This is a genomic window from candidate division KSB1 bacterium (assembly GCA_022562085.1).
In the GTDB taxonomy this organism is placed as follows: domain Bacteria; phylum Zhuqueibacterota; class Zhuqueibacteria; order Oceanimicrobiales; family Oceanimicrobiaceae; genus Oceanimicrobium.
Map to the genome: position 1 here is coordinate 1 of JADFPY010000039.1, position 22,123 is coordinate 22,123.

Below are 22,123 nucleotides of genomic sequence, written 5' to 3' on the forward strand. Positions count from 1 at the left end.
CTCGCTTAGGTGTGTTCCCCAGGTGCATGGGGCGTGCAAAGATGCGTATAATTATGTCAGAAAGATTGTAGAGCGTGAGATTAGGGCAGTTACTGATAATCCGCTTATCTTTGCCAAAAAAGACAGCCCGGGGTATGAGGTCAAAAGCGGTGGTAACTTCCACGGTGAGCCCCTGGCAATGGCTATGGACTTTTTAGCTATCGCTTTAACTGAAATTGGCAGTATTTCAGACCGGCGTGTATTCAGACTCTTAAGTCCGCGCATGAGTTTTGGCCTGACTCGTAATTTGGCGGGCGGGGAACCGGGCTTAAATTCCGGTTTCATGATGGTGCAATATACCGGCGCCCAATTGGTTTCTGAAAACAAAATTCTGTCGCACCCTGCCAGTGTGGATTCGATTCCGACTTCCGATAATCAAGAGGACCATGTGAGCATGGGGCAGACTGCGGCACGGAAGGCGCGTCGAATTGCTAAAAATACCCGCTACCTGATCGCTATTGAATATCTTTGTGCCTGGCAAGGCATTCATCTCAGTGCCACGCACAAGTCTGTTAACTTAGATGAATTTCCTCTGGGGAACGGTACCCGAGCAGCGTTCGATTTTCTAAATAGTACAAAAGATCCAAACTCCAAAATTGAACGATCTTTTTTCCAGTTAATGGATCAGGACGAATATCTCAAGACTAAAATCGAAATAATGCGCGAAATTAGCGCCAATGGTGATATTCTAAAAGCAGTTGAAAGAACTATTGAGTTGGTAGTTTAGCCCACAATTCATTCCCAAAAAAAATATTCCTGATTTACATTTGGTGCCACTTTGTAATTGATAAACTAAGATACGATACTTTTTTTAAGAAAAAAATGCCAGGAACAAAACCAAGCTTACCCAAAGGAACTCGCGACTTTTTACCTCAACAAATGGTGCAGAGGCAATATGTAATCAATACAGTAAAAACCATTTTTGAAAGGTACGGCTACGAGCCCCTTGAAACTCCTTCCATCGAAAAGTTAGATGTGCTTTCCGGAAAGTATGGCGAGGAGGGAGAAAATCTGCTTTTCAAAGTTCTGAAAAGGGGAACGGGATTGGAGGATTTGCAGCGCGGCTCAAAGGAATTTGTTGTCAAAAAACAGAGTGAACTGGTCGATGAGGCACTCCGTTATGATTTAACGGTTCCTTTGAGTCGAGTCATCGCAATGCATCAGGATAAAATTTCTCTGCCTTTTAAGCGCTACCAAATTCAACCTGTGTGGCGAGCTGATCGTCCGCAGCGTGGCAGGTATCGGGAGTTTTACCAGTGCGATGTGGACACAGTGGGGAGTGAATCCATGCTGGCTGATGCAGAGGTTATTGCCATTATAAATGATGTCCTGGAAAGCTTGGGTTTTGATAAATTCAAAATTCGAATCAACAACCGCAAGATTTTAGACGGCATTTTAGCGCATGCCGGAGTTGATTCTGAAAAGGCCGCATCCGTTTTAATTGCAATTGATAAGCTGGATAAAATTGGCATAGATGGGGTTAGAAGCGAATTTGAAAAAAGAGGCATGTCTGAAGATTCTATAAAAAAAATTCTTACGGTTTTGGAAATATCGGGTGCGCCAAAAGAGGTCTTATCCACACTTTCCAAGACTATTTCTCAAAATGCGACTTTGGATGAAGGTACCGATGAGCTGCAGCAAATCGTAAATTATCTTTCTGATTTAGGGGTGCCGCAAAATAGATGTAAAATAGATCTCTATTTAGCCAGGGGATTGGGATATTACACGGGGCCAATTTATGAAACCGTCGTTGAAGAACCGAAAATCGGCAGCCTATCAGGCGGAGGCCGGTACGACCACCTAATAGGTATGTTTCTAGGGAGAGAGATCCCTGCTACCGGAACTTCCTTTGGCATTGAACGAATTATTGACGTTATGGCCGAGCTTGGTATGTTCCCTGTCTCACAAACAAAGATCGCAATTCTCGTGACTCTGTTTGACAGTTCAACACTTGGTGGAAGTTTAAATTTTACTCAAGAATTAAGAAAGGCGGGCATTAATGCGGAGATTTTTTTGAACTTAGCCAAATTTAAAAAGCAGCTATCTTACGCCAATAAAAAAGGCATTCCTTTTGTGGCGATTATCGGTCCGGATGAATTGATTGAAAATAGTGTTACTATAAAAAATATGATAAGCGGCGAACAGAAAACATTCGAGAGAAGAGAAGCGGTGGAATATCTAAAAAAGCAAGAAAAAGTTGTTAGGTGTTGAAACTGAAACCTCAAATGGGAGTTAGTAAATAAAAAAAGGGACTGGCCGCAGGTGCAGTGATGGATGCATTTGTCCAGTCCCCGTTGTGCTTTGATCTCCTCTAAGATGCTATGCCTGAAGAAGGGTGCGGAGACCAAAAATAAAAATTACAGAAATCCTTTTCCCGATTATCTCAAAACGCAATCTAAATTTAAAAAACGGAATCTCAGAAAGGCTTGATTGGAGGCATCCTGCCGCGCTCTCTTACTGTTCCCACCTCGTTTGCAAATAAAATGCCAAATAATTTCGACACTGTAAAGGGTGCATAAACCATTAATATTTCAAAAGATGGGATTTTGGATCCAGGTCGATAAATTTAAAAATGGGTGCGTGATTTTGAAACAGATGTGCAGTTTTGAAACAGGCATCCAAAAATTAAAATTACTGGATAGGAAATTTATTCCTCGGGTTTTTGAGCTTCCAATTCAGCAGTTATTTTTGTGAAAATATCGACCCACAATTCCGGATTGCTGCGATAGTATTCAATGTTTTGGTCAAACGTCTCCCGGGAAACTTTATATTTTAACAACGCGTTGTTGAGGTGAGATAAGGAATCTTGTTCAGCTGGATTTAAAGTTTGGATAACTGCTTCTGCATAAATTTTAGCAAACAGATCTGGCTCGAGGCGTTCGGGCAGCGGCTCGTCATTGCACCCGATAAAAAGGGTGAAAATCGTCAAAATAAGTTTAGTTGAATTCAATTAAGCCTTTAATTCTACTGGTATTATGTTATTAGTAAGCGCTCCTAAATATATGAAAACATTGAATGACAGTCAATAAAATATTCTTGACTTTTTAGCTATTATTTGATATTTTGATGTGGAATAAAAACCCCAGCGAGACCTTAATTTGCCTATAAAAGCAAAAAAACAAAAAGTCCAATATTGCTGCCAATCCTGTGGCGCGATTTCTCCCCGTTGGATGGGGCGGTGCAATGAATGCAATTCGTGGAACAGTTTTATCGAAGAGGTGGTTCAGTCTTCTATAAATCGAAAAAATGCAAGCCAAAAAGGTAACGGAGCGCCGATCTCTCTGTCGGAAATCAGTTTTAATCAGGAAGATAGGACCACCGTTGGCAGCCAGGAATTTAACCGGGTGCTTGGGGGAGGGATTGTACCGGGTTCAGTGATTTTAATTGGCGGCGATCCGGGGATTGGTAAGTCCACTTTGATGCTGCAAGAAGCCGTTAACCTTGCCAGGCAAGAACTTCCTGTTTTATATGTTACCGGCGAGGAATCTGCGCAGCAAACCAAGCTGAGAGCCCAGCGGCTTGGCTTGGATTCAGAGTTTTTGTTCGTTTTGCCAGAAACCGATTTAAACAACGTCTGCGGTGCAATTGAAAAACTCAATCCGAGTTTGGTCATTGTTGATTCAATTCAAACTGTATTTCAGCCTGCTTATGAAAGCTCGCCGGGAAGTATCAGCCAGGTTCGGGAATGCGCTTTAGAATTTTCTAATATCGCAAAAAAGAAAAATATCGCATTTTTCCTGATTGGGCATGTGACGAAAGAAGGGTATTTAGCCGGTCCGAAAGTTTTAGAACACATGGTCGATGTTGTCCTGCATTTTGAAGGCGACCGCGACCATTTCTATCGTATCCTCCGTTCGGAAAAAAACCGCTTTGGCTCGACCCGCGAAATCGCTGTCTTTGAAATGACGGAGAGCGGTTTGAAAGAAGTAGCGAATCCTTCCGCTCTATTTTTGGCGCAAAGGAAAAAGAACATTTCCGGATCTTCGGTTATCTGCACGGTTGCAGGCACCCGGCCTTTGCTTGTCGAGATTCAGGCGCTGGCGACCGCTACAAACTATGGCTTGCCGCAAAGGACAGCGACAGGAATTGACCCTAAAAGATTATCTTTACTTTTGGCAGTTCTCGAAAAGCGTGTCGGTCTCGGTTTAGGATCCTATGACGTGTTTGTAAATGCGGCCGGCGGTGTTCGCATCGATGAGCCGTCCGCAGATTTGGGAATCTTGGTCTCAATTGCGTCTAGTTTTAAAGAACAGGTCGTCAATCCGCAGGCCGTGATTATCGGCGAAGTTGGACTGGGAGGCGAGATTCGCGCGGTTCCCCAAATTGAAAAAAGAATTGACGAAGCCTCGAAGCTGGGATTCAAGACTGCTGTCATTCCCAAAGTTAACATTCAAGGGTTGGAAGAGACGAGTTCTTTGAAATTTATTCCGGTTGATACGGTTGAAGATGCATTGGAAGGTGTTTTGGTTTGACCTTAGATTTCCAAGTGGTACATCAAGATAAGACCAGCAAAGCTAGACTAGGGCGTATTAGCACGGCTCACGGAGAAATCCAGACTCCAGTGTTTATGCCGGTAGGAACGCAGGGCACAGTCAAAAGTCTTTCTCCGCGGGAGCTAGTTGATGTCGGAAGCCAGATCATTCTCGGCAATACCTACCATCTTTATTTACGGCCCGGTCATGAAATAATCGAAAGGGCAGGGGGACTGCACAAATTTTCCAGTTGGGAAAAACCGATTTTGACGGACAGCGGTGGATATCAGGTTTATAGTCTGTCGGATTTATGCAAAATCACCGACGAGGGGGCCACTTTCCAGTCACATCACGACGGCTCTTATCATGAATTAACCCCGGAACGGGCAATTGAAATTCAGATGAGCTTAGGCTCAGACATCATGATGGTATTGGACGAATGTCCGCCTTATCCGAGCCCGGAAAGTTACCTAGCCGAGTCCGTCGAAAGGACAAAAAAATGGGCGCAGCGCTGTCTGGTAAAATGGCAAAACTCTGAACCGAAATTTGGGTATAAGCAGTCACTCTTTGCAATCGTTCAAGGAAGCACCGATGCCAAATTACGGAAAGTTAGTGCCGAGCCTCTCATCGAAATGGATTTTCCGGGATATGCAATTGGCGGCCTGTCAATCGGAGAACCAAAACCAATTTTGTTTGAAATGGTAGCCGTCTGCACGGATATTTTACCTGAAAATAAGCCGCGTTATTTGATGGGAATGGGCAAGCCCGAAGACTTAGTCGAAGGCGTCTCATTGGGCGTTGACATGTTTGACTGCGTGATTCCGACAAGGAACGGTCGGAAAGGGCAGTTTTTCACATGGACCGGTACAATTAACGTTAGAAATGAAGCTTATAAGGAGGATTTTCTTCCTGTTGACGAAACTTGTAAATGTTATACATGTTTAAACTTCTCAAGAGCCTATCTGCGGCACTTGTTTCATAGTGCTGAATTGCTTGGTTTAAGGCTGGGAAGCCTACATAATTTATATTTTTATCACCAGTTAACTCAACAAATGAGGCAAAGCATTGAGAGCAATAATTTTAATTCGTGGAAACAAGATTTTTTAAATCACTATAAATTTTCTTCGGAAGTTAATAAAGAAGAAAACTAATTTCAAGATTGGAGGATGGAGTGAATTTACTACTTTCAGTTGTATTGCTTCAAAATGGAGGCGGCATGGGTGGACTTATTGTTCCCATGGTGTTGATTTTCGCAGTCATGTATTTCTTGATTTTTAGGCCGCAAGCCAAAAAACAAAAGCAGCAACAAGCCATGATAAGTGCTCTACAAAAAGGCGACAAAGTTGTTACTTCGGGCGGTATTTATGGTACAATCGTCGGGATTAAAGAAAATGAAAAGACGCTTCTTATAGAAATTGCCGAGAAAATCAAAATAAAAATCACCCGCTCCTCAATCGCCCGAAAAGTAGAATAGTTGCAATGGCGTTGCGCTATATCGTAAAGTATGGTCATCCGGTTTTAAGGCTTAAGGCCAGGGAAATTAAAAAAATTGGCGACTCGATCCGCGACCTGGCCGAAGATATGATTGAAACCATGGAGGCCGCTGAAGGCATTGGTTTGGCGGCCCCGCAAATTGCCGAGCCGATCACTTTGCTTGTGATCAATTCCGGTCTGATTGAAGAAGATGCACCTTCAAAAGCGTACATCAATCCGGTAATTCTCGCGGAAGAAGGTACCTTTAACATGGAAGAGGGGTGTTTAAGTATCCCGGATATCCGTGAGGACGTTGTCAGGCCTGAGAAAATTAAGATAAAATACCAGGATCTGGATGGCCTGGAACATGAAGAAGAGTGCAGCGGAATGCTGGCCCGTGTTCTTCAGCATGAAGTCGACCACCTCAATGGTGTTTTATTTATCGATCGGATCAGCCAAATCAAACGAAAACTGCTGTCAAAAAAGCTAAAAGCCATAGTCGCACAAAGTAAAGAGGAGGCTGCTGTACCCTAAGGAAACTATGAAAATTCTTTTCATGGGAACGCCGGAGTTTGCAGTTCCCAGTTTAACATCAATCTATGAGAGCACGCATGAGTTAGTTGGGGTCGTGACTGCCCCGGATAAGCCGGTTGGCCGGGGATTGAAAATTAAGCCGTCTCCTATAAAACAAAAAGCTCTGGAATTTGACCTCCTGTTATTTCAACCAATCGATTTAAAAGATTCTGAATTTAGTCCGGAAATCAGGAAGTTGAATCCCGACTTATTTGTAGTGGTTGCTTTCCGCATTTTACCTCCCGAAGTTTTCGAGCTTCCGCCGCAAGGCACGATTAATCTGCATTCGTCACTCTTACCCAAATATCGCGGCGCAGCACCGATTAATTGGGCTATCATAAATGGTGAAAAAGAAACCGGCGTAACCACCATCATGATACAGCAAAAAGTTGATACGGGCGATATTATTTTGCAGAAAAAAGTACAAATTGGCGATGATGAAACCGCTGGAGAATTACATGACAAACTGGCCAATTTGGGCGCTGAGCTACTTCTCGAATCTATAAACCTAATTGCAGCCGGGAACGCGTCTCCAAAAATCCAAACCGGTACAGGGACCAAAGCGCCTAAGCTAACAAAAGAGCTTGGCCTTATCAATTGGGATGAGCCTAGCGGACAAATTCGCAATTTGATCAGAGGGTTGAATCCCTACCCAGGGGCTTATACTTTTCTTAATAGCAAGTTGATAAAGCTATTTCGCGCACAGCTAATAGAGAATTCAAACTCTGACCAGCGGCCGGGTGAGATAACCGGTGTTGATCCAAAAAATGGACTGATTCAAATTGCAACCGGTTCTGGGAATCTTCAAGTCACGGAGCTTCAACCGGAAGGTAAACGTCGATTGACTGCCGCTGAGTATTTAAAGGGCTATCAATTAAAAGTAGGTGACAAATTTGGCCCAAAGTAGCCTATCCGCTCGCAAGACCTCCGTCGAATTGCTGGAACGCATTTGCACGAACGGGGAATATTCAAGCGAGGTTATCCAGGCCGAACTTCAAAAATCAAACTTGTCTCAAAAGGACAAGTCTCTGGTTTTGGAACTGGTTAACGGGACGCTTCGCTGGCAAGGACAATTGGATTGGATTTTATCGCAGTATTTTCACGGCAACTTTGAAAAGAGCCCCCATATGTTAAAAAGGATTCTTGAGGTCAGTTTGTATCAAATTCGATTCTTAGACAAGGTTCCCGAGTATGCCGCGGTTTCTGAAGGCGTTCAAATTGCTAAAAATGCTGGAGGTCAGCGTTGGGGCAAACTTGTCAACGCTGTCCTGAGAAATTACCAGAGAAGCAGCAATTCGATAAAGTTTCCTACCGTTGAAAGCGATCCTGTTTTAGCCATATCAATTCGGCATTCACATCCCAAATGGTTGGTGCAGCGATGGTTGGAGCGCTATGGTTTAGAAAGAACGATTCAATTTTGTGAGCATAACAATCGCCGACACGAAATTACGCTACGCACTAACTTAAAAAAAATATCACGCCAATCCCTTTTGAAAGAACTGGAAGCAAGCGGTATTCAGGCGCAACCTTCAAAATATTTTGATGACTTCATAAAAATTTCGAAACCCCAAGAGTTGACTAAATTAAGGCTTTTTAAAGAGGGATTTTTTGCAATTCAGGACGAAAGTACCGCCTTAGCCACTCAACTTTTGGCTCTAAAAGACGGCGACACCGTGTTGGATATGTGTGCCGCGCCAGGTGGTAAAACGTGTCATATCGCACAACTGGTGGGAGGAGAAGGTAAAGTGACCGCAGTTGATATCAAATCCAACCGGCTTAATTTATTAAAAGAGAATGCAACTCGCCTGGGGGTAAAGTCCATTCAGGCGTTGGTCGGGAATGCCGCAGAAATAGACCTGCCAAAGGTTGATAAAATACTATTGGATGCACCTTGTTCCGGTTTAGGTGTGTTGTCGAAACGAGCAGATCTGCGCTGGAAGCGTAAACAACACGATATCCTCAACATCCGTAAAATTCAAAAAAAATTACTGAAAAATGCCGCCCGGTTGTTGAAACAGAAAGGTACTTTGGTTTACAGCACATGCACACTTGAACCCGAAGAAAATGAAGAGTTAATAGAGGAATTTCTAAAAGAGCACGCTGAATTTAGAATTGGGCTCGATTCAGAGTCCCTGCATAAAACTTTTTCAACGCCTAAAGGATATTGGACTTCAGTACCATATGAGCATAAAATGGACGGTGTTTTTGCTGTCAAGCTGATTAAATCAAATTAAAATCGAAGGGATCTAAGTATGGCAATAAAAGGAACCTTGCAAAACGTTTTTACTCGAAAAAGACTCGTTCTTTTAGGAACCTATTTCATAATGTTGGTTCTTGCGGTTATCCTATTGGATCAATTTGCCATGCCTTGGTACACAAAACACGGAGAAGCGCTGGCGGTCCCAAACGTGATTGCTCAGCGATTTGAAGATGCAAAGGAATTACTGGAGTTGCAGGGCCTTGACGTCGTTAAAGCAGGAGAAAAAAACAACGCCCATCTACCTTTCGGGTACGTTGTCGAACAAAACCCGCTTCCGAACAGATTGGTTAAAATGGGGCGGCGTGTTTACTTGACGATTAGTACAGGCGAACGTAAATTTCAAATGCCTAATTTTATTGGCCTTTCTGAAACAAACGCAAGAGAACGCTTGAAAAGTTACAGTCTTCTTTTGGAAGATATTGTGTATAGATACAGCGCTGAAGAGCCACGGGATGTTGTGATGGCTCAATCAAAGGATCACGGAACCCTGGTGAAAGTGGGTACTCCCATCGAAATTACCGTTAGTTTAGGCGAGCCAACTGAAAATGTGATCGTTCCGTCGTTACTGGGCAAAACTTTTAATGTTGCTAAAAGAGAGCTTCAAAAGGCCGGTTTAGTGGTGGGCAACATTACCTATAAAATAAATAATGACTATATACCTAATTCCGTGCTGTTTCAATCATTGGAAGCTGAAACTGAGGCAGCCCATGGCGATACTGTCGATTTATTGATCACAAGATTTAAGCAAGAATGAGTGCTCAGCTTTTTATTAATACAATATAAACTAAAAAAATATGTGCCTAATTGCTTGACAAAAATTAATTTATTAATTATATTTTACAAGTTACAAAAAACTCGAGGAGGAAGAAATACTATGGCTATAGGCACGGTTAAATGGTTTAATGATCACAAGGGTTATGGTTTCATTGAGCAAGATGATGGTGAAGATGTTTTCGTACACTTTTCAGTCATAGAAATGGACGGCTACAAAACATTACAGGAGGGAATAAAGGTCGAATTTGACTGCATAACAGGCGAAAAAGGGCTTCAAGCAACTAAAGTGGTTAAACCATCGTAAAAGTTCTTTTAAAACCATCGTATGGAGCTGTGAATTCAAAACCCCGATAAATGAGTCGGGGTTTTGCTGATTATGACCACCATTTTGGGAGCATGCATTGTGAAAATAACAAAAAAAGATATTGATAAAATTGCAAATGCTCTTGGCGTTGAAGCGAAGCTTTGGGGAAACAACTATCGTTTGATTGTCGAAAATAAAGAAGACGGGCGGAAAATTTCACTCGAAATTTACCCGAATATTCCAATCGGCAGCAAAAAAGGCAACTTAATTAGTGTGTATACACAAAGCGCCCATTTGCAACTCCACTTTTGCTCGGGCTACGTAGTGAGTAACATGCTCGGTGAAGTAACATTTATCGGTGAACACCATGGACAACTTTCCGGACTCATTATTGAGAAGGAGGCGGGATGTTCGCTTTACGCAAATGTTGATTCCAGTCTGTTATCAGGGGATTTCACAAAATTAGGCCCCGAAGTCATGCTTTCTGGAATTGCGCTTTCGCTTACGGAAGGACTTTTACCCGGCGCAAAATAGCACCAAAAATGGAAGACTACTTACAGGAGTTTCTGAATTTTCTTCGCATAGAAAAGAACGCAGCAACCAATACTATCTTATCCTACCAAAATGATTTGATTCGTTATTTAAATTTTCTCAAAAATAAAGAGTTAGATGATTTTTCAACAATTCGTCCATCCGATGTCCTTGCTTTAATTCACTTATTGAATGAAATGGGCCTTTCCCCGGCCAGCAACGCCAGAAATCTCTCCGCCATAAAAATGTTTCACCGGTTTTTAGTCAGTGAGGACTATTTCAAAAACGATCCTACGGTTAACATTAGTTTCCCGAAACAAGCCAGTACATTGCCAAAAACCTTGAATCAAATGGAAGTCGAAAAGATTCTTGAACAGCCGGACTGTGACAATCCAAAAGGACTCCGCGACAGGGCCATGCTGGAATTCTTATATGCGGCAGGACTTAGAGTGTCTGAACTGCTCTCGGTTCAATTATCCGATTTATTTTTTTCGGATGGATTTATCCGAATCGTTGGCAAGGGTAGAAAGGAACGAATTATACCAATCGGAGAGCAGGCAATTTATTATACTAACCGTTATCTGGAAAATGTCAGGTCTCTAATTGCCAGGGCGGGCAAGAGTCGTAATTTTGTGTTTTTAAATTGGCGCGGTAGACCCTTAACGAGGATGGGTTTCTGGAAAATTCTAAGAGGGTATTGGGTTGCTTCCGGAATCAAGAAAAAGGTTTCGCCACATACATTTCGGCACTCCTTTGCGACCCATCTCATTGAAGGAGGTGCCGATCTTCGGGCTGTTCAGGAAATGCTGGGACACGCTGATATTTCCACGACGCAAATATACACACATTTAGATCGCGAATATTTAAAAGAAGTGCACCGGAGTTTTCATCCACGGGAAAAATATGGCAGGACTCATTTAAAAGAATTTGCTTAAACGTAAACACATTTATTGAAAAAGCACATTAAAACGGACCCTAAAAAAACCACCACGGAATTGAAATTAAATCACTATTTAGTGAGCCTCATTTCTATTAAGCGAAGCATTTAAATTAATGGACCGAAAATCATCGTTTAAAACTGAATCAAATATTGAAGTCAAGCGAATCTATGGTGAGCATGACCACTCGGAAAAATCTGCCGACCCGGGAGATGCGGGCAAGTATCCTTTTACGCGCGGTATCTACCCAAGCATGTATCGCGGCCGCTTTTGGACCATGCGCCAATACAGCGGGTATGCAACCGCGAAAGAAACGAATGAGCGCTATCGTTACCTTCTCGACCGCGGCCAAACCGGACTTTCCACCGCTTTTGACCTGCCAACTCAGATGGGCTATAACTCCGATCACCCAATGGCGGAAGGGGAGGTAGGTAAAGCCGGCGTGGCCATTGACAGCCTCGAAGATATGGAAGTATTATTCAACGGAATTCCCCTGGAGAAAATAACCACCTCAATGACCATTAATTCGACGGCTGCTATTCTCTTGGCGCTTTATGTAGCGGTCGCTAAAAAACAGGGCGCAGATTTGAAAAAGATCGGCGGGACCACTCAGAACGATATTTTGAAAGAGTACATCGCCCGGGCGACTTATATTTACCCTCCCGAAACCTCTTTGCGTTTGGTTACTGATATTTTTGAGTACTGCAACAGGAATCTTCCCCGCTGGAACACCATTTCGATCAGCGGCTATCATATTCGCGAAGCCGGTTCCAACGCGGTGCAGGAGCTGGCTTTTACCTTTGCAAACGCCATTGCTTATGTTTCTGCTGCTTTGGAAAAGGGCTTAAATATTGATCAATTTGCCGCGCGACTGTCATTCTTTTTTGCCTGCCACAATAATTTTTTTGAAGAGATTGCCAAGTTTCGGGTGGCACGAACGGTTTGGGCGAAGATCATGAAAGAACGGTTTGGGGCGCAAAATCCAAAGAGTACAATGCTGCGTTTTCACACACAAACGGCTGGTTCAACTCTAACCGCCCAGCAACCGGACAACAATGTCGTTAGAGTTACCATGCAGGCTTTGGCGGCGGTTTTAGGTGGAACGCAATCTTTGCATACTAACTCCAAAGATGAGGCACTGTCTTTGCCCACGGAAGAAGCTGCGCGCATCGCGCTTCGAACACAGCAAATCATCGCTCATGAATCCGGTGTTGCCGATACCGCCGATCCTTTGGGCGGGTCTTATTTCATGGAAAATTTAACCCGTGAAATCGAAACGCGCGTTTGGGAATATTTAGATAAAATCGATGCAATGGGTGGCGCCCTGAAAGCAATTGAGAATAAATTTTTTCAAAGTGAAATCATCCAAACAGCTTATGAATACCAGAACGCAATTGAGTCAAAAGAAAAAATTATTATCGGAGTAAATGACTTTAGAGAGGACGAAAAAGAGCAACCCGCCATTTTAAAAGTCGACCCGGCGCTTCGCGACAAAAAAATGAAACAACTTCAACAACTCAGAGATAAGAGAGACAGCGCTATAGTGGGCAAATTACTGGAGCAGCTAAAAACAAACGCCAGAGGTTCAACCAATCTACTGCCGACGATTGTTGAATGTGTTGAGGCTTATGCCACATTGGGTGAAATTTCGGATGCTTTGAGAGTAGTTTTTGGAACGTATAAAGAAACCTAGTAAAAAATGTTAAACAAGCCAATTCTAGCGGAAGACTTAGAAAACAAGATCCACACAAAGCTAATTGCAAAAAAAATCTTTGCTTTCGAAACGCTCAGCTCAACCAATGACTTTGCAAAAAGGTTGGCGCAAAACGGTGAGCGCGGCGGAACCTTGATATTAACAAATGAGCAAACAAAAGGGCGGGGAAGACAGGGGAGGAGCTGGTATGCCCCTGCTAATTCGGGATTGTGGTTCTCGATTATTTTGGAACCAACCCAGTCTGCGGACAAGTTTGGAGTCGTTTCTCTTTTAGCTGCGGTCGCTCTTGCAAAAACAATTGAACAGAAGACCTCTCTCAAACCAGCTCTTAAATGGCCAAATGACGTTTTAATAGACTCGAAGAAAGTGAGCGGCATTTTGCTTGAAAGTCAATTTTCAAATAACCGGAACGCCTCGCTGATTTTGGGAATTGGGGTAAATGTAAACCAAAAAGAAATTGATTTCCCAGAGCCGATCCGTCAGACCGCGACCTCTTTACGAGAGCAGATAAAGCATGAGATTGACCGAGTGGGTTTGTTGATAGAGTTATTGCACGACCTGGAGCATTTTTATTTTGAATTCAATAATGGGAATTCTAATTTAATTATTAATACTTGGAAGGAACGATGCCCGTTTCTTGATAAGTACATCTCGGTAAAACAGAACGGCGATGAGATAGAGGGGAGGTTTGAAAACTTGGATGAATACGGCAGAATGGGTCTACGGCTGGCTAGCGGCGAAATCAAACATCTCAGCGCGGGGGAGCCAAACTTAATACAAAGGGAAGAATCATGCTATTCGTAATCGATATCGGCAATACTCATGTGACTGCAGGCGTTTATTCCAAAGAGAAATTGTTAGCACATTGGCGCATTTCGAGCGGCGTAAACAGAACAGCGGATGAATTGTGGGTTATGCTCAAAATGCTGTTCCAAAGTGAAGGGTTACAATTTGAAAAAGTGACCGGTTGTGCGATTTCATCTGTAGTGCCTGATCGAACGCATACTTTTATATCCATGGTGGAGGAGAATTTTAAAATTTCTCCGGTCATTGTTAGTGCCGATTCAAATTCAGGTTTGAAAATTCTCTACCATGATCCCAGTTCTGTTGGCCCCGATAGAATCTGCAGCTCGATTGCAGGTTTTGATGAGTTTGGCGGTCCGTTAATTATTGTAGACTTTGGTACAGCCACGACTTTTGATGTTGTTTCTAAAAATGCTGAATATTTAGGTGGAGTCATTGCTCCGGGATTGGAGTCTTCCTCTTTTGTTCTACATCAGTACGCAGCAAGGTTACCGAAAGTTGAATTGCAGTTTCCCAAAACTGTTATTGGAAAAACGACGGAAACAAGTATGCAGGCCGGCATCATGTTTGGCTCAGTGGAAATGGTAAACGGCATCGTCCGTCGTATCACCAAAGAATTAGGTCATGAAGCGACGATCTTAGCCACTGGCGGGATTGCCCCACAACTGCTCGAAAATTTGGAAAAAGAGACTGCTTTCAGACCGTTTTTGACGCTAAAAGGTCTGCAAATTATATACAGTCGTAACTCAAAATAATTTACATGAGTGACCAATTTTCATCCATTTCCGCTTGATTTTTGTCCAAGAAGTTGCTCTGATCCATATCGTACTCCCATAAATCCTGTAAATTTAAAAGCTTTGTAACCCCTCACAGGTTGGCACACCCCTTGCAATAAGATCCAACCTTCCACCATCAAATCAAGTAGTCATAGTTTTTGAAGTAGGAGAATCTGATGTCAGTTATGCCCAGAATATTGGTCGTCGATGACGAACCGACAATTAGCGGCATGCTTTATGAAGTACTAAAGAAAAAATATTCTGTGAACGTCGTCGAAACCGGCGAAGCTGCATTAAAACAAATCAAGCAGAATGATTATGATCTGGTCATTACTGATGTTTATCTGCCTGATCTTAACGGCATGGAAATCCTAAAAACAGTTAAACAAATGGATTCCGACTCCGGCGTGATCGTGATAACCGGACAAGGTTCTATTGAAAACGCGGTTAAGGCGATGAAAGACGGGGCCTATGATTTTCTGGCAAAGGGATTCTCTCTTGATGAAATCAAAGTCACGGTCGATAACTTTTTTAAATACCTACGTCTGGTCAAAGAAAATGAGCTTTTGAGATCAGAACTGTCCAGTCGATACGGAATCGACAATATTATCGGCACCAGCGAGAAAATGCAAAGAGTGTTTGAGACGGTCGAAATGGTTGCGCCTACTAATGCGACTGTACTTATTCAAGGGGCAAGCGGCACTGGTAAAGAGCTAATCGCAAAGGCGATTCATCAATGCAGCAAACGCAGCGATAAACCTTTTATTAAAACAAATTGCGCAGCAATTCCGGAAGGCTTGGTGGAAAGCGAACTATTTGGCCATGAAAAAGGCTCATTTACCGGGGCATTTAAAAATACAAAAGGCCGCTTTGAATTAGCTGATGGTGGGACGTTACTCTTGGATGAAATCAGCGAGATTCAGCCAAACCTGCAAGCAAAGCTGTTACGCGTTTTGCAGGAACAGGAATTTGAAAAAGTGGGCAATCCCGAGACCATTAAAGTAGATGTTCGAATTGTAGCCACAACCAATCGGGACTTAAGAGAGGAGATAGCGAAGGGCAATTTCAGAGAAGATTTATTTTATCGCCTGAATGTTGTACCATTTCAGCTCCCTGCTCTGAAGGACAGAAAGGAAGATATACTTCTTTTGGTAGAGTATTTTATCGAGAAGTTTTCAAAAGAAAATGGCCGTGTGATTAAACCTCTGGATGATGCAGTATTGAAGCACCTTTCTGAATATGACTGGCCGGGGAATGTAAGAGAATTAGAAAACACGATGGAGCGTGCTGTGGTTGTTTGCAGGGAACAAACGATCCAAATGAAACACCTTTACTTTAATCATAATGGTGAAGGTGAAAAAAAAGACAAATCGGCAGTTCCTTTACCAAGCGGTATGAAACTGAAGGAACTGGAAAAAAGGTTCATTATGCAAACACTTCATGAGCAAAATGGCAATAGAACCTGGACTGCAAATAAATTAGGAATAAGCGTTAGAACCCTTAGAAACAAATTACGAGAGTATTCTAAGGAAACTAATTAAAACTACCCTTGGTAGGAAATTATGTGCAATGTGATAGGCAATTTCTTCCTCTTATGATTTGACTCACACCTCAATTATTACAATGAGTAAAATCATAGACTCTGCCCTTAAATGACTTTGATGAGGCAGTTTACTCCTCCTAATTTCTGCTAACCATCTATTTTTATTTCACATCAACAGTTACCTTCTTCGAGAAAGCTCACTTCTTTTTAAGCTGTTTTCCCAATGTTTATGTTCATGTGTTTTCAAGAAAACAAGAGATGTTACGTGGCATAGAACTTGCGAAAAGCAGGGTTCATCCAATTCTTTTAGTCGCAACACTTCGAGTAATTTGAAGTCAAAGTAAATTCGAGTGAGCTTATGAAATCATCTTACATTTATACTCTGTGGCACCAGTACACCACGACAAGAGATTTGGAAACGCGTGAGAAACTTTTAACAAAATACCTTCCTCTAGTCAAATATGTAGCTGGCAAAATGATGTTTTCTCTTCCGTCCTGTGTCGACTATAATGATCTTCTTAGTGCCGGCGTTATGGGTCTGATCGGCGCCTTGGAGCGATTCAAACCAGAACAGGGAGTGAAGTTTGAGACGTTTGTTTTACCTCGAATCAAAGGCGCCATTTTGGATGAACTAAGAACTCTGGATTGGGCTCCCAGATCTTTACGTTCTAAAGCACGGATGGTAGAAAAAGTAAGCGAGCAACTCGAAAAAGAATTGGGCCGTTCGGCCAGCAATGATGAGATTGCGAATAAATTAGAGATGAAGATAGAAGACTATGGCGGCGTGCAATTGGAACTTTCTAAGGCATCTCTGTTGTCTTTGGACGGGAGTAGGGTAGAGGACAATGAGCAAATTACTTCAATGTACGATCTACTTGAAAACTCGCAATCGGATAACCCCCACTATAGTTTAGAGCATATAGAAACAAAGAAGTTGTTAATAAAGGCCATTGAGGGTTTAAATGAGCAGGAAAAAATCGTCATGGCGCTTTATTATTATGAAGAACTTACCTTGAAAGAAATTGGACAGGTTTTAAGTATTACCGAATCAAGAGTATCACAAATCCACAGCAAAGCTTTAGGCGGATTGAAAGGCGCGCTTGAATCTGAAATTCTAAACTAATTTTCATTTCTGACAAAAACCAAGGAAGGTTTGATTATGAATTCAACATCGGCGCCGCAGCTTTCAGACACCCAACGAGTTAATACCGTAAACGACCCCTGGATAAGAATTTTAGATCAATTTATGGATGAACTTAATGATACTGTTGAGTTTGAATCAGGAAGTCTTTTTTTATTTGAAGATGGTACGGAATCCTTGAAAGAGGCAGCAAGTAAAGGGGACGGAATTGATTTCATTAGTTCTGTAAGCTTTCCCATGGGCTTGGGATTATCCGCCTGGGTAGCACAGAAAGGTAAAATGGTATATCTTCCTGACATTCACCGCGGCAGCCGGCATGGCTTAAATCCAGTTAGATCCTATCTGTCGTTGCCTCTTGAGATACACAACAGGATTATCGGAGTGTTAAATCTAGGACACACAGTTCCTGATGCATTTAGCAATTGTAAACTAAAAAAGATCCAAGATTTGAGTAAAGAAATTAGCCGCAAAATTTATAATAGAATGTACTTAGGTTTTAACTCCGATGACTCGACAGATTTTGTTGATTGATGACGATAAGGATGTGCACGCACATATCCAAATCGTTCTTCAAAAGACCGGATACAATCTTATCTCAGCTTTCGACGGTATCGAAGGGCTGAAAAAGGTACTTTCGTTTAATCCAGATCTTATTATTTTAGACTACCTGATGCCAAGGAAAGGCGGGGGTGAAACTTTTCGTGAATTAAAAGAGTCTCCACAATATAAACAGAGTTGCGATATACCCGTAATAATGCTAACCGCAGCAAACCAGCCAACTGAACGAATAAATAATTTTTTAGAGGCTGGATTAAATGCGTATCTGGAAAAACCTTTTGGTAGCAAAGAATTAATTAATGTAATAGAAAACACTTTTATTACAAACAAGATAAAAGTTCATAATTCGGCATTAAGAAAAGCAATCGAGAATAGCAAGAATTTCTTAGAAAATTTGATAGAAAGTTGTCCAATAGCAATCATCACTTGTGAACTCGATGGAAAGATCACATTTGCCAGCAAAGCTATCGAAGATATTTTAGGATATTTCATATTCGAAATTTTAGGCAAATCGGTATACGAATTACTTGGAACCAGCGAAGAGGTGTTGACTAAACGGCTTGAAAATAGAACGTCTCCCAACGAGCTCGTGACCATTGGTGTGTATGTTGAAGCAAAATCTGGAATTCAAATTCCGATGGGGATTACATACTCCTATTTGCTAGACCAAAACAGTGATATTCAAGGCCTGTTAATTGTTGGCCAGGATTTGTCTGCCCAAAAGCAGCTGGAAAAAGAGCTTCTTGAAAAAGAAAGACTGACAGCCATCACGCAGTCATTCGCAACAATTAATCATGAGATCAATAATCCACTAACTCCTATTTTAGGAAATATTCAATTGATCCGAAAAGAAGATTGTCTTCTAAGTGACGATCATAAAAAAAAATTAGAAATAATCGAATGTAATGTTAAAAAAATTTCGAATATAGTACAGAAGTTCAATAGTATCTCCAACCCGGAAGAAAAAACATACTATGATAATAGTAATATTTTTGAAATCTAACGGAATAGTTATTCCTAAATTTTAGAGGTCATGATGAGCCTAGCTAACAAACCACTTTATATTTTCCTGATTTCCACTTTGTGTTTACTTATCGTAATTGATATGGGCAGCAGTGAAACTAAACAATCAAAAAACAGTAGTAAATTGTCTATTAAACTCAAGGCCCGAACAATTGTGTTGGGGCCAGACATCACCCTGGGAGACGTCAGCAATATTTTAACTCCAAATAGTATTGTTCGGGCCAAATTGTTGGCTATCAAAATTGGCCATGCTCCACCGCCGGGCGAATCAAGTGAAATAAAATTAAGTCATATAAAACGCTGTTTGAAAGTAGCAGGGTTTGAGGAATACACGAAGACGATAAGGGGACCGAGAACAATTAGAGTGGTTACAGCACAGGTTGAAATAGATAAAGCAATTTTAAAGGAAGAATTTGCGAAATTACTAAAAAATACTGCACGATTTGCATGTTTGGAGTTTGAAAAGAAAAATATATAGAACTTTATACTAAATTAACTTGAATATTGATCTAATTTTGCTTATAATCCGCGTATCATTTCAGTGGATATTATGAGCAACCCAAACCAATTAAATAGTTTATTGCTTTTTAACAAAAGGAAATTCTTATGCTAGTCCTGACAAGGAAGTTAGGTGAAACAATTGTTATCGGAGACAACATTGTAATTAAGGTTGTTGACATACACGGTAAACAGATCAGACTTGGAATTGATGCGCCAACCGAAATTAGCATCTTTCGGGGCGAAATCTATGAAAGAATTCAGGAAGAGAAAAGATCTGATGCAACCGATAAAACAGAAGAATAGACGGATAGCTGACCTAACATCATTTAACAACTCTGCTGACCAATTTTAAGAAAAATTGGTTAATAAAACATTATGTCATTTTCTATTGACCAATGTTTCTTCTTGCGATCCCCGCTTTTAGGCATTCTATTTTAAAATTTAAAATCGTTTGCGAGTAATTCATTCCAATTTCTCTTTCTCAGCAAGTGTTTATTATTTTAGAGATTTACGTGTTTGCAAAATTTCTTGATTTTCTTGTTAAATTTCAGTACAGTACCAATCATCGCTAGAAAATATTAGAGTCAATCAGAATGGAAAAAAGCCTACAAAAACAGTTCTCCGCTGTCCTGCGATTGAACCAGTTTGAAACACTAAATGGAGAACTGAATAAATTTCAGGATAAGAACGAGCAACAAAAGTATATAAAACAATTTCTATTGCAAAAATACGGAAAGAAAGAAGGCAAATTTGAAGTAATTCAAAAATCCAATAAAGTAAAATTAGTCTGGACCCCTTCAAAAGTAGACTTTAGAGCAGAAGCCCTCCACAGAGATGCGTTAGCCTTAGCAAAGAATAAGAATTATAAAGACGCAATCAATAATTGGGTAAAAGCAATATCAATTAATACGTCTGATCCGGATTATTATTTTAACCTGGGGATAGCTTTCTTTGAATCCAAGAATTTTACCGAATCCATTGAAAATTTAGAGAAAGTAATTGATTTGTGTCCTATTTATCCTAACGCATATCTCATTTTAGGAACAACCTATATAAAAACCAGGAAATTTGACCAAGCTGAAATTCAATTAAAAGAAAGTATTGTTATCAATCCGAAGCATGCTCTTGCATATCTAAATTTGGGAGCAGTTTATAGCATCATCAGAAAATATGCCGAAGGGATAGAAATGTTTCAAAGGTCGCTCGAGTTGTCACCAAAAGAGGTTAGAGCTCATTTTGGGTTAGGAAAAATTCATGCTCTTCAAGGAAAGGCTGATCTGGCAAATGAACATTTCAAAAAAGTTATCGAGATAGACACCAACCGCGCCTTAACAAACCACGCAAAAAAATCTATGATTTTGCCCCCGGTTGAAGAGAAAAACCAGGGTTATTTGACTTCTAGGCCAAAGGGTTTAGTCTATAGTGAGATGTCTTATCAAGAAGGATATAAAGCATACCTGTTCACGGACTATGACAAGTCAGTTAACATGTATACACGCTATTTAGAGCAGAAGCCTGATGACGATTTTGTCTGGTTTTCGCTTGGAGAGGCTCATTTAAGAAGCGGTAGACCGTCAAAAGCAGTTGAAGCCTTTCAGAAAGCTATAAGTGTTAACTCCAGTAAGGCTTTATATTATAAGGAGCTCGCGCTATCTCTGGGCTATTTAAATAGGGATGCAGATGCTCTTGAATGCATCCAAAAAGCACAAAAACTTGGCAAAAATGATAGCGTTTTATTTGCTTTACAAGGTAATTTTCTGATTAAGAAAAATAAAATCCAGGATGCCATTGAAATATTGGGAAAAGCGTTGAAGTTAAATTCAAATAATCTTTTGGCTAAATATTATTTAGCGCTGGCCTACAAAAAAAATAATGAAATCAGCTTCGCAGTAAATTATCTACAAGAGATTATCCGATCGCCGATAAACAGCCCCATTAAGATGGAAGCAGAAGCTATGATGCGTGAAGTCCAGGCCAACTAGAAAGCCATTTTTATTTTTGCTATAACATATATTATGTAAACTTGCAATATTTTTCCCTATGTCTGCTTGAGAGAGTAATTTTGTCGGGGCGCCCGGATTCGAACCGGGGGCCTCCACGTCCCGAACGTGGCGCGCTAACCGGGCTGCGCTACGCCCCGATAATCCCCTGGAAAAGAGAAAGGGGAGATATATTGTTAAAGAATTAGTAAGTTTACATAATATATGTTATGCGCATTCAGCTTAGCTTCTTTAAAAGAGTGTCGGCCTCCATTTTTAATGGCGTTTTGATTGGCGCTCGTACTATTTCGTGCAAATAATTAATCGCAGGTTCGATGTCATTCTTTTTAATCAATGCCAGCGCAAGGTAGATTTTAGCAAGCAGATTATTTGGGTTTTCCTTAATTGCTTTTTCTAAAACCTCAATAGCCTCTTCAATTTTTAGTTGTTTGATGAAGAATTTTCCTAAAAACGTATGAACAATACCATCACTTTGTCCTAATTGCTTTGCCTTGGTTAAACATCGAACCACATCATCATCTTTGTCAAGGTAATTATAAGCAATGGCAAGTTCTTTGTAATATAACGCTTTATTATTATTAAAGTTGATGGCATTTTTGTAGGCCTCAGTTGCCTTTAAAACATCACCAGCCCTCAAATAAGCTTGTCCTAATGAATAGTAGACAAAGTCGTCATTAGGTTTGTACTTCAGATATTCTG

Annotated in this window: 24 protein-coding genes and 1 tRNA gene; 22 read left to right on the forward strand and 3 right to left on the reverse strand. The window is 41.2% G+C overall.

Going from position 1 to position 22,123, the window contains the following annotated elements; translation table 11 throughout:
• Both IH879_05790 and hisS read left to right on the forward strand, forming a co-directional pair.
• On the forward strand, positions 1 to 766 hold a 766-nt coding region (locus IH879_05790), incomplete at its 5' end, for an aromatic amino acid lyase (GenBank protein ID MCH7674451.1).
• A gap of 95 nt (positions 767 to 861) precedes the next feature.
• Complete coding sequence (gene hisS, locus IH879_05795; GenBank protein MCH7674452.1) at positions 862 to 2,250, forward strand: histidine--tRNA ligase; 1,389 nt, start codon at positions 862 to 864, stop codon at positions 2,248 to 2,250.
• Positions 2,251 to 2,686: 436 nt separating this feature from the next.
• Here hisS and IH879_05800 read toward each other — a convergent pair whose 3' ends face one another.
• Positions 2,687 to 2,989 (reverse strand): DUF4296 domain-containing protein, encoded by a 303-nt coding sequence (locus IH879_05800; GenBank protein MCH7674453.1) that lies wholly within the window; start codon positions 2,987 to 2,989, stop codon positions 2,687 to 2,689.
• A gap of 154 nt (positions 2,990 to 3,143) precedes the next feature.
• On the opposite strand from IH879_05800, the gene radA reads away from it, so the two are divergent.
• The 20 genes from radA to IH879_05900 all read left to right on the forward strand — a co-directional run bounded on the left by radA (position 3,144) and on the right by IH879_05900 (position 21,406).
• Complete coding sequence (gene radA, locus IH879_05805; GenBank protein ID MCH7674454.1) at positions 3,144 to 4,511, forward strand: DNA repair protein RadA; 1,368 nt, start codon at positions 3,144 to 3,146, stop codon at positions 4,509 to 4,511.
• Positions 4,508 to 5,662 (forward strand): tRNA guanosine(34) transglycosylase Tgt, encoded by a 1,155-nt coding sequence (gene tgt / locus IH879_05810; GenBank protein MCH7674455.1) that lies wholly within the window; start codon positions 4,508 to 4,510, stop codon positions 5,660 to 5,662. The genes radA and tgt overlap by 4 nt, the downstream gene beginning before the upstream one ends.
• Positions 5,663 to 5,727: 65 nt before the next feature.
• The gene (yajC, locus tag IH879_05815) at positions 5,728 to 5,985 is read left to right on the forward strand and encodes a preprotein translocase subunit YajC (protein MCH7674456.1); all 258 of its coding nucleotides are present in this window, start codon (positions 5,728 to 5,730) and stop codon (positions 5,983 to 5,985) included.
• A 5-nt stretch (positions 5,986 to 5,990) separates the two neighbouring features.
• Positions 5,991 to 6,518 (forward strand): peptide deformylase, encoded by a 528-nt coding sequence (gene def, locus IH879_05820; GenBank protein MCH7674457.1) that lies wholly within the window; start codon positions 5,991 to 5,993, stop codon positions 6,516 to 6,518.
• A gap of 7 nt (positions 6,519 to 6,525) precedes the next feature.
• Entirely contained in the window at positions 6,526 to 7,464 is a 939-nt protein-coding gene (locus IH879_05825; GenBank protein ID MCH7674458.1) for a methionyl-tRNA formyltransferase, read from the forward strand.
• Positions 7,451 to 8,791 (forward strand): 16S rRNA (cytosine(967)-C(5))-methyltransferase RsmB, encoded by a 1,341-nt coding sequence (gene rsmB / locus IH879_05830; protein ID MCH7674459.1) that lies wholly within the window; start codon positions 7,451 to 7,453, stop codon positions 8,789 to 8,791. Before IH879_05825 ends, rsmB begins: the two co-directional genes overlap by 14 nt.
• 18 nt (positions 8,792 to 8,809) lie before the next feature.
• On the forward strand, positions 8,810 to 9,571 hold the full coding sequence (locus tag IH879_05835) for a PASTA domain-containing protein (GenBank protein ID MCH7674460.1): 762 nt from the start codon (positions 8,810 to 8,812) through the stop codon (positions 9,569 to 9,571).
• A 120-nt stretch (positions 9,572 to 9,691) separates the two neighbouring features.
• Positions 9,692 to 9,895 (forward strand): cold-shock protein, encoded by a 204-nt coding sequence (locus tag IH879_05840; GenBank protein MCH7674461.1) that lies wholly within the window; start codon positions 9,692 to 9,694, stop codon positions 9,893 to 9,895.
• Between the two features lie 96 nt (positions 9,896 to 9,991).
• On the forward strand, positions 9,992 to 10,429 hold the full coding sequence (locus tag IH879_05845) for a hypothetical protein (protein ID MCH7674462.1): 438 nt from the start codon (positions 9,992 to 9,994) through the stop codon (positions 10,427 to 10,429).
• Positions 10,430 to 10,437: 8 nt separating this feature from the next.
• The gene (gene xerD / locus IH879_05850; GenBank protein ID MCH7674463.1) at positions 10,438 to 11,361 is read left to right on the forward strand and encodes a site-specific tyrosine recombinase XerD; all 924 of its coding nucleotides are present in this window, start codon (positions 10,438 to 10,440) and stop codon (positions 11,359 to 11,361) included.
• 118 nt (positions 11,362 to 11,479) lie between these two features.
• Positions 11,480 to 13,057 (forward strand): methylmalonyl-CoA mutase family protein, encoded by a 1,578-nt coding sequence (locus IH879_05855; GenBank protein MCH7674464.1) that lies wholly within the window; start codon positions 11,480 to 11,482, stop codon positions 13,055 to 13,057.
• A 6-nt stretch (positions 13,058 to 13,063) separates the two neighbouring features.
• Positions 13,064 to 13,882 (forward strand): biotin--[acetyl-CoA-carboxylase] ligase, encoded by an 819-nt coding sequence (locus tag IH879_05860; GenBank protein MCH7674465.1) that lies wholly within the window; start codon positions 13,064 to 13,066, stop codon positions 13,880 to 13,882.
• Positions 13,870 to 14,637 (forward strand): type III pantothenate kinase, encoded by a 768-nt coding sequence (locus IH879_05865; GenBank protein MCH7674466.1) that lies wholly within the window; start codon positions 13,870 to 13,872, stop codon positions 14,635 to 14,637. The genes IH879_05860 and IH879_05865 overlap by 13 nt, the downstream gene beginning before the upstream one ends.
• 206 nt (positions 14,638 to 14,843) lie before the next feature.
• Positions 14,844 to 16,199: a sigma-54-dependent Fis family transcriptional regulator gene (locus IH879_05870; GenBank protein ID MCH7674467.1), complete on the forward strand. Its 1,356-nt coding sequence runs from the start codon at positions 14,844 to 14,846 to the stop codon at positions 16,197 to 16,199.
• 360 nt (positions 16,200 to 16,559) lie between these two features.
• Positions 16,560 to 17,324: a FliA/WhiG family RNA polymerase sigma factor gene (locus tag IH879_05875; GenBank protein MCH7674468.1), complete on the forward strand. Its 765-nt coding sequence runs from the start codon at positions 16,560 to 16,562 to the stop codon at positions 17,322 to 17,324.
• A gap of 36 nt (positions 17,325 to 17,360) precedes the next feature.
• On the forward strand, positions 17,361 to 17,873 hold the full coding sequence (locus IH879_05880; GenBank protein ID MCH7674469.1) for a GAF domain-containing protein: 513 nt from the start codon (positions 17,361 to 17,363) through the stop codon (positions 17,871 to 17,873).
• Positions 17,848 to 18,903, forward strand: a complete 1,056-nt coding sequence (locus tag IH879_05885) for a response regulator (GenBank protein MCH7674470.1) — start codon at positions 17,848 to 17,850, stop codon at positions 18,901 to 18,903. Before IH879_05880 ends, IH879_05885 begins: the two co-directional genes overlap by 26 nt.
• Positions 18,904 to 18,936: 33 nt before the next feature.
• Entirely contained in the window at positions 18,937 to 19,401 is a 465-nt protein-coding gene (locus IH879_05890; protein ID MCH7674471.1) for a hypothetical protein, read from the forward strand.
• A gap of 128 nt (positions 19,402 to 19,529) precedes the next feature.
• Positions 19,530 to 19,727 carry a carbon storage regulator CsrA gene (gene csrA, locus IH879_05895; GenBank protein MCH7674472.1) on the forward strand — a complete coding sequence of 66 codons (198 nt, stop codon included), beginning with the start codon at positions 19,530 to 19,532 and terminating at the stop codon, positions 19,725 to 19,727.
• 290 nt (positions 19,728 to 20,017) lie between these two features.
• The gene (locus tag IH879_05900; GenBank protein ID MCH7674473.1) at positions 20,018 to 21,406 is read left to right on the forward strand and encodes a tetratricopeptide repeat protein; all 1,389 of its coding nucleotides are present in this window, start codon (positions 20,018 to 20,020) and stop codon (positions 21,404 to 21,406) included.
• Positions 21,407 to 21,489: 83 nt separating this feature from the next.
• Here the strand turns inward: IH879_05900 and IH879_05905 are convergent.
• Together IH879_05905 and IH879_05910 are read right to left on the reverse strand one after the other, a co-directional pair.
• A tRNA-Pro gene (locus tag IH879_05905) sits at positions 21,490 to 21,564 on the reverse strand.
• A gap of 77 nt (positions 21,565 to 21,641) precedes the next feature.
• A partial coding sequence (locus IH879_05910; protein MCH7674474.1) for a tetratricopeptide repeat protein occupies positions 21,642 to 22,123 on the reverse strand: 482 nt, incomplete at its 5' end.

Coding starts and splice junctions, on each gene's coding strand:
- IH879_05870 (MCH7674467.1), top strand. CDS start 14,844: ATGCCCAGAATATTGGTCGTCGATGACGAACCGACAATTAGCGGCATG.
- IH879_05840 (MCH7674461.1), top strand. CDS start 9,692: ATGGCTATAGGCACGGTTAAATGGTTTAATGATCACAAGGGTTATGGT.
- def (MCH7674457.1), top strand. CDS start 5,991: ATGGCGTTGCGCTATATCGTAAAGTATGGTCATCCGGTTTTAAGGCTT.
- IH879_05900 (MCH7674473.1), top strand. CDS start 20,018: ATGGAAAAAAGCCTACAAAAACAGTTCTCCGCTGTCCTGCGATTGAAC.
- hisS (MCH7674452.1), top strand. CDS start 862: ATGCCAGGAACAAAACCAAGCTTACCCAAAGGAACTCGCGACTTTTTA.
- IH879_05835 (MCH7674460.1), top strand. CDS start 8,810: ATGGCAATAAAAGGAACCTTGCAAAACGTTTTTACTCGAAAAAGACTC.
- IH879_05880 (MCH7674469.1), top strand. CDS start 17,361: ATGAATTCAACATCGGCGCCGCAGCTTTCAGACACCCAACGAGTTAAT.
- IH879_05885 (MCH7674470.1), top strand. CDS start 17,848: ATGACTCGACAGATTTTGTTGATTGATGACGATAAGGATGTGCACGCA.
- yajC (MCH7674456.1), top strand. CDS start 5,728: ATGGGTGGACTTATTGTTCCCATGGTGTTGATTTTCGCAGTCATGTAT.
- IH879_05855 (MCH7674464.1), top strand. CDS start 11,480: ATGGACCGAAAATCATCGTTTAAAACTGAATCAAATATTGAAGTCAAG.
- IH879_05860 (MCH7674465.1), top strand. CDS start 13,064: ATGTTAAACAAGCCAATTCTAGCGGAAGACTTAGAAAACAAGATCCAC.
- IH879_05825 (MCH7674458.1), top strand. CDS start 6,526: ATGAAAATTCTTTTCATGGGAACGCCGGAGTTTGCAGTTCCCAGTTTA.
- IH879_05890 (MCH7674471.1), top strand. CDS start 18,937: ATGAGCCTAGCTAACAAACCACTTTATATTTTCCTGATTTCCACTTTG.
- IH879_05875 (MCH7674468.1), top strand. CDS start 16,560: ATGAAATCATCTTACATTTATACTCTGTGGCACCAGTACACCACGACA.
- xerD (MCH7674463.1), top strand. CDS start 10,438: ATGGAAGACTACTTACAGGAGTTTCTGAATTTTCTTCGCATAGAAAAG.
- csrA (MCH7674472.1), top strand. CDS start 19,530: ATGCTAGTCCTGACAAGGAAGTTAGGTGAAACAATTGTTATCGGAGAC.
- IH879_05865 (MCH7674466.1), top strand. CDS start 13,870: ATGCTATTCGTAATCGATATCGGCAATACTCATGTGACTGCAGGCGTT.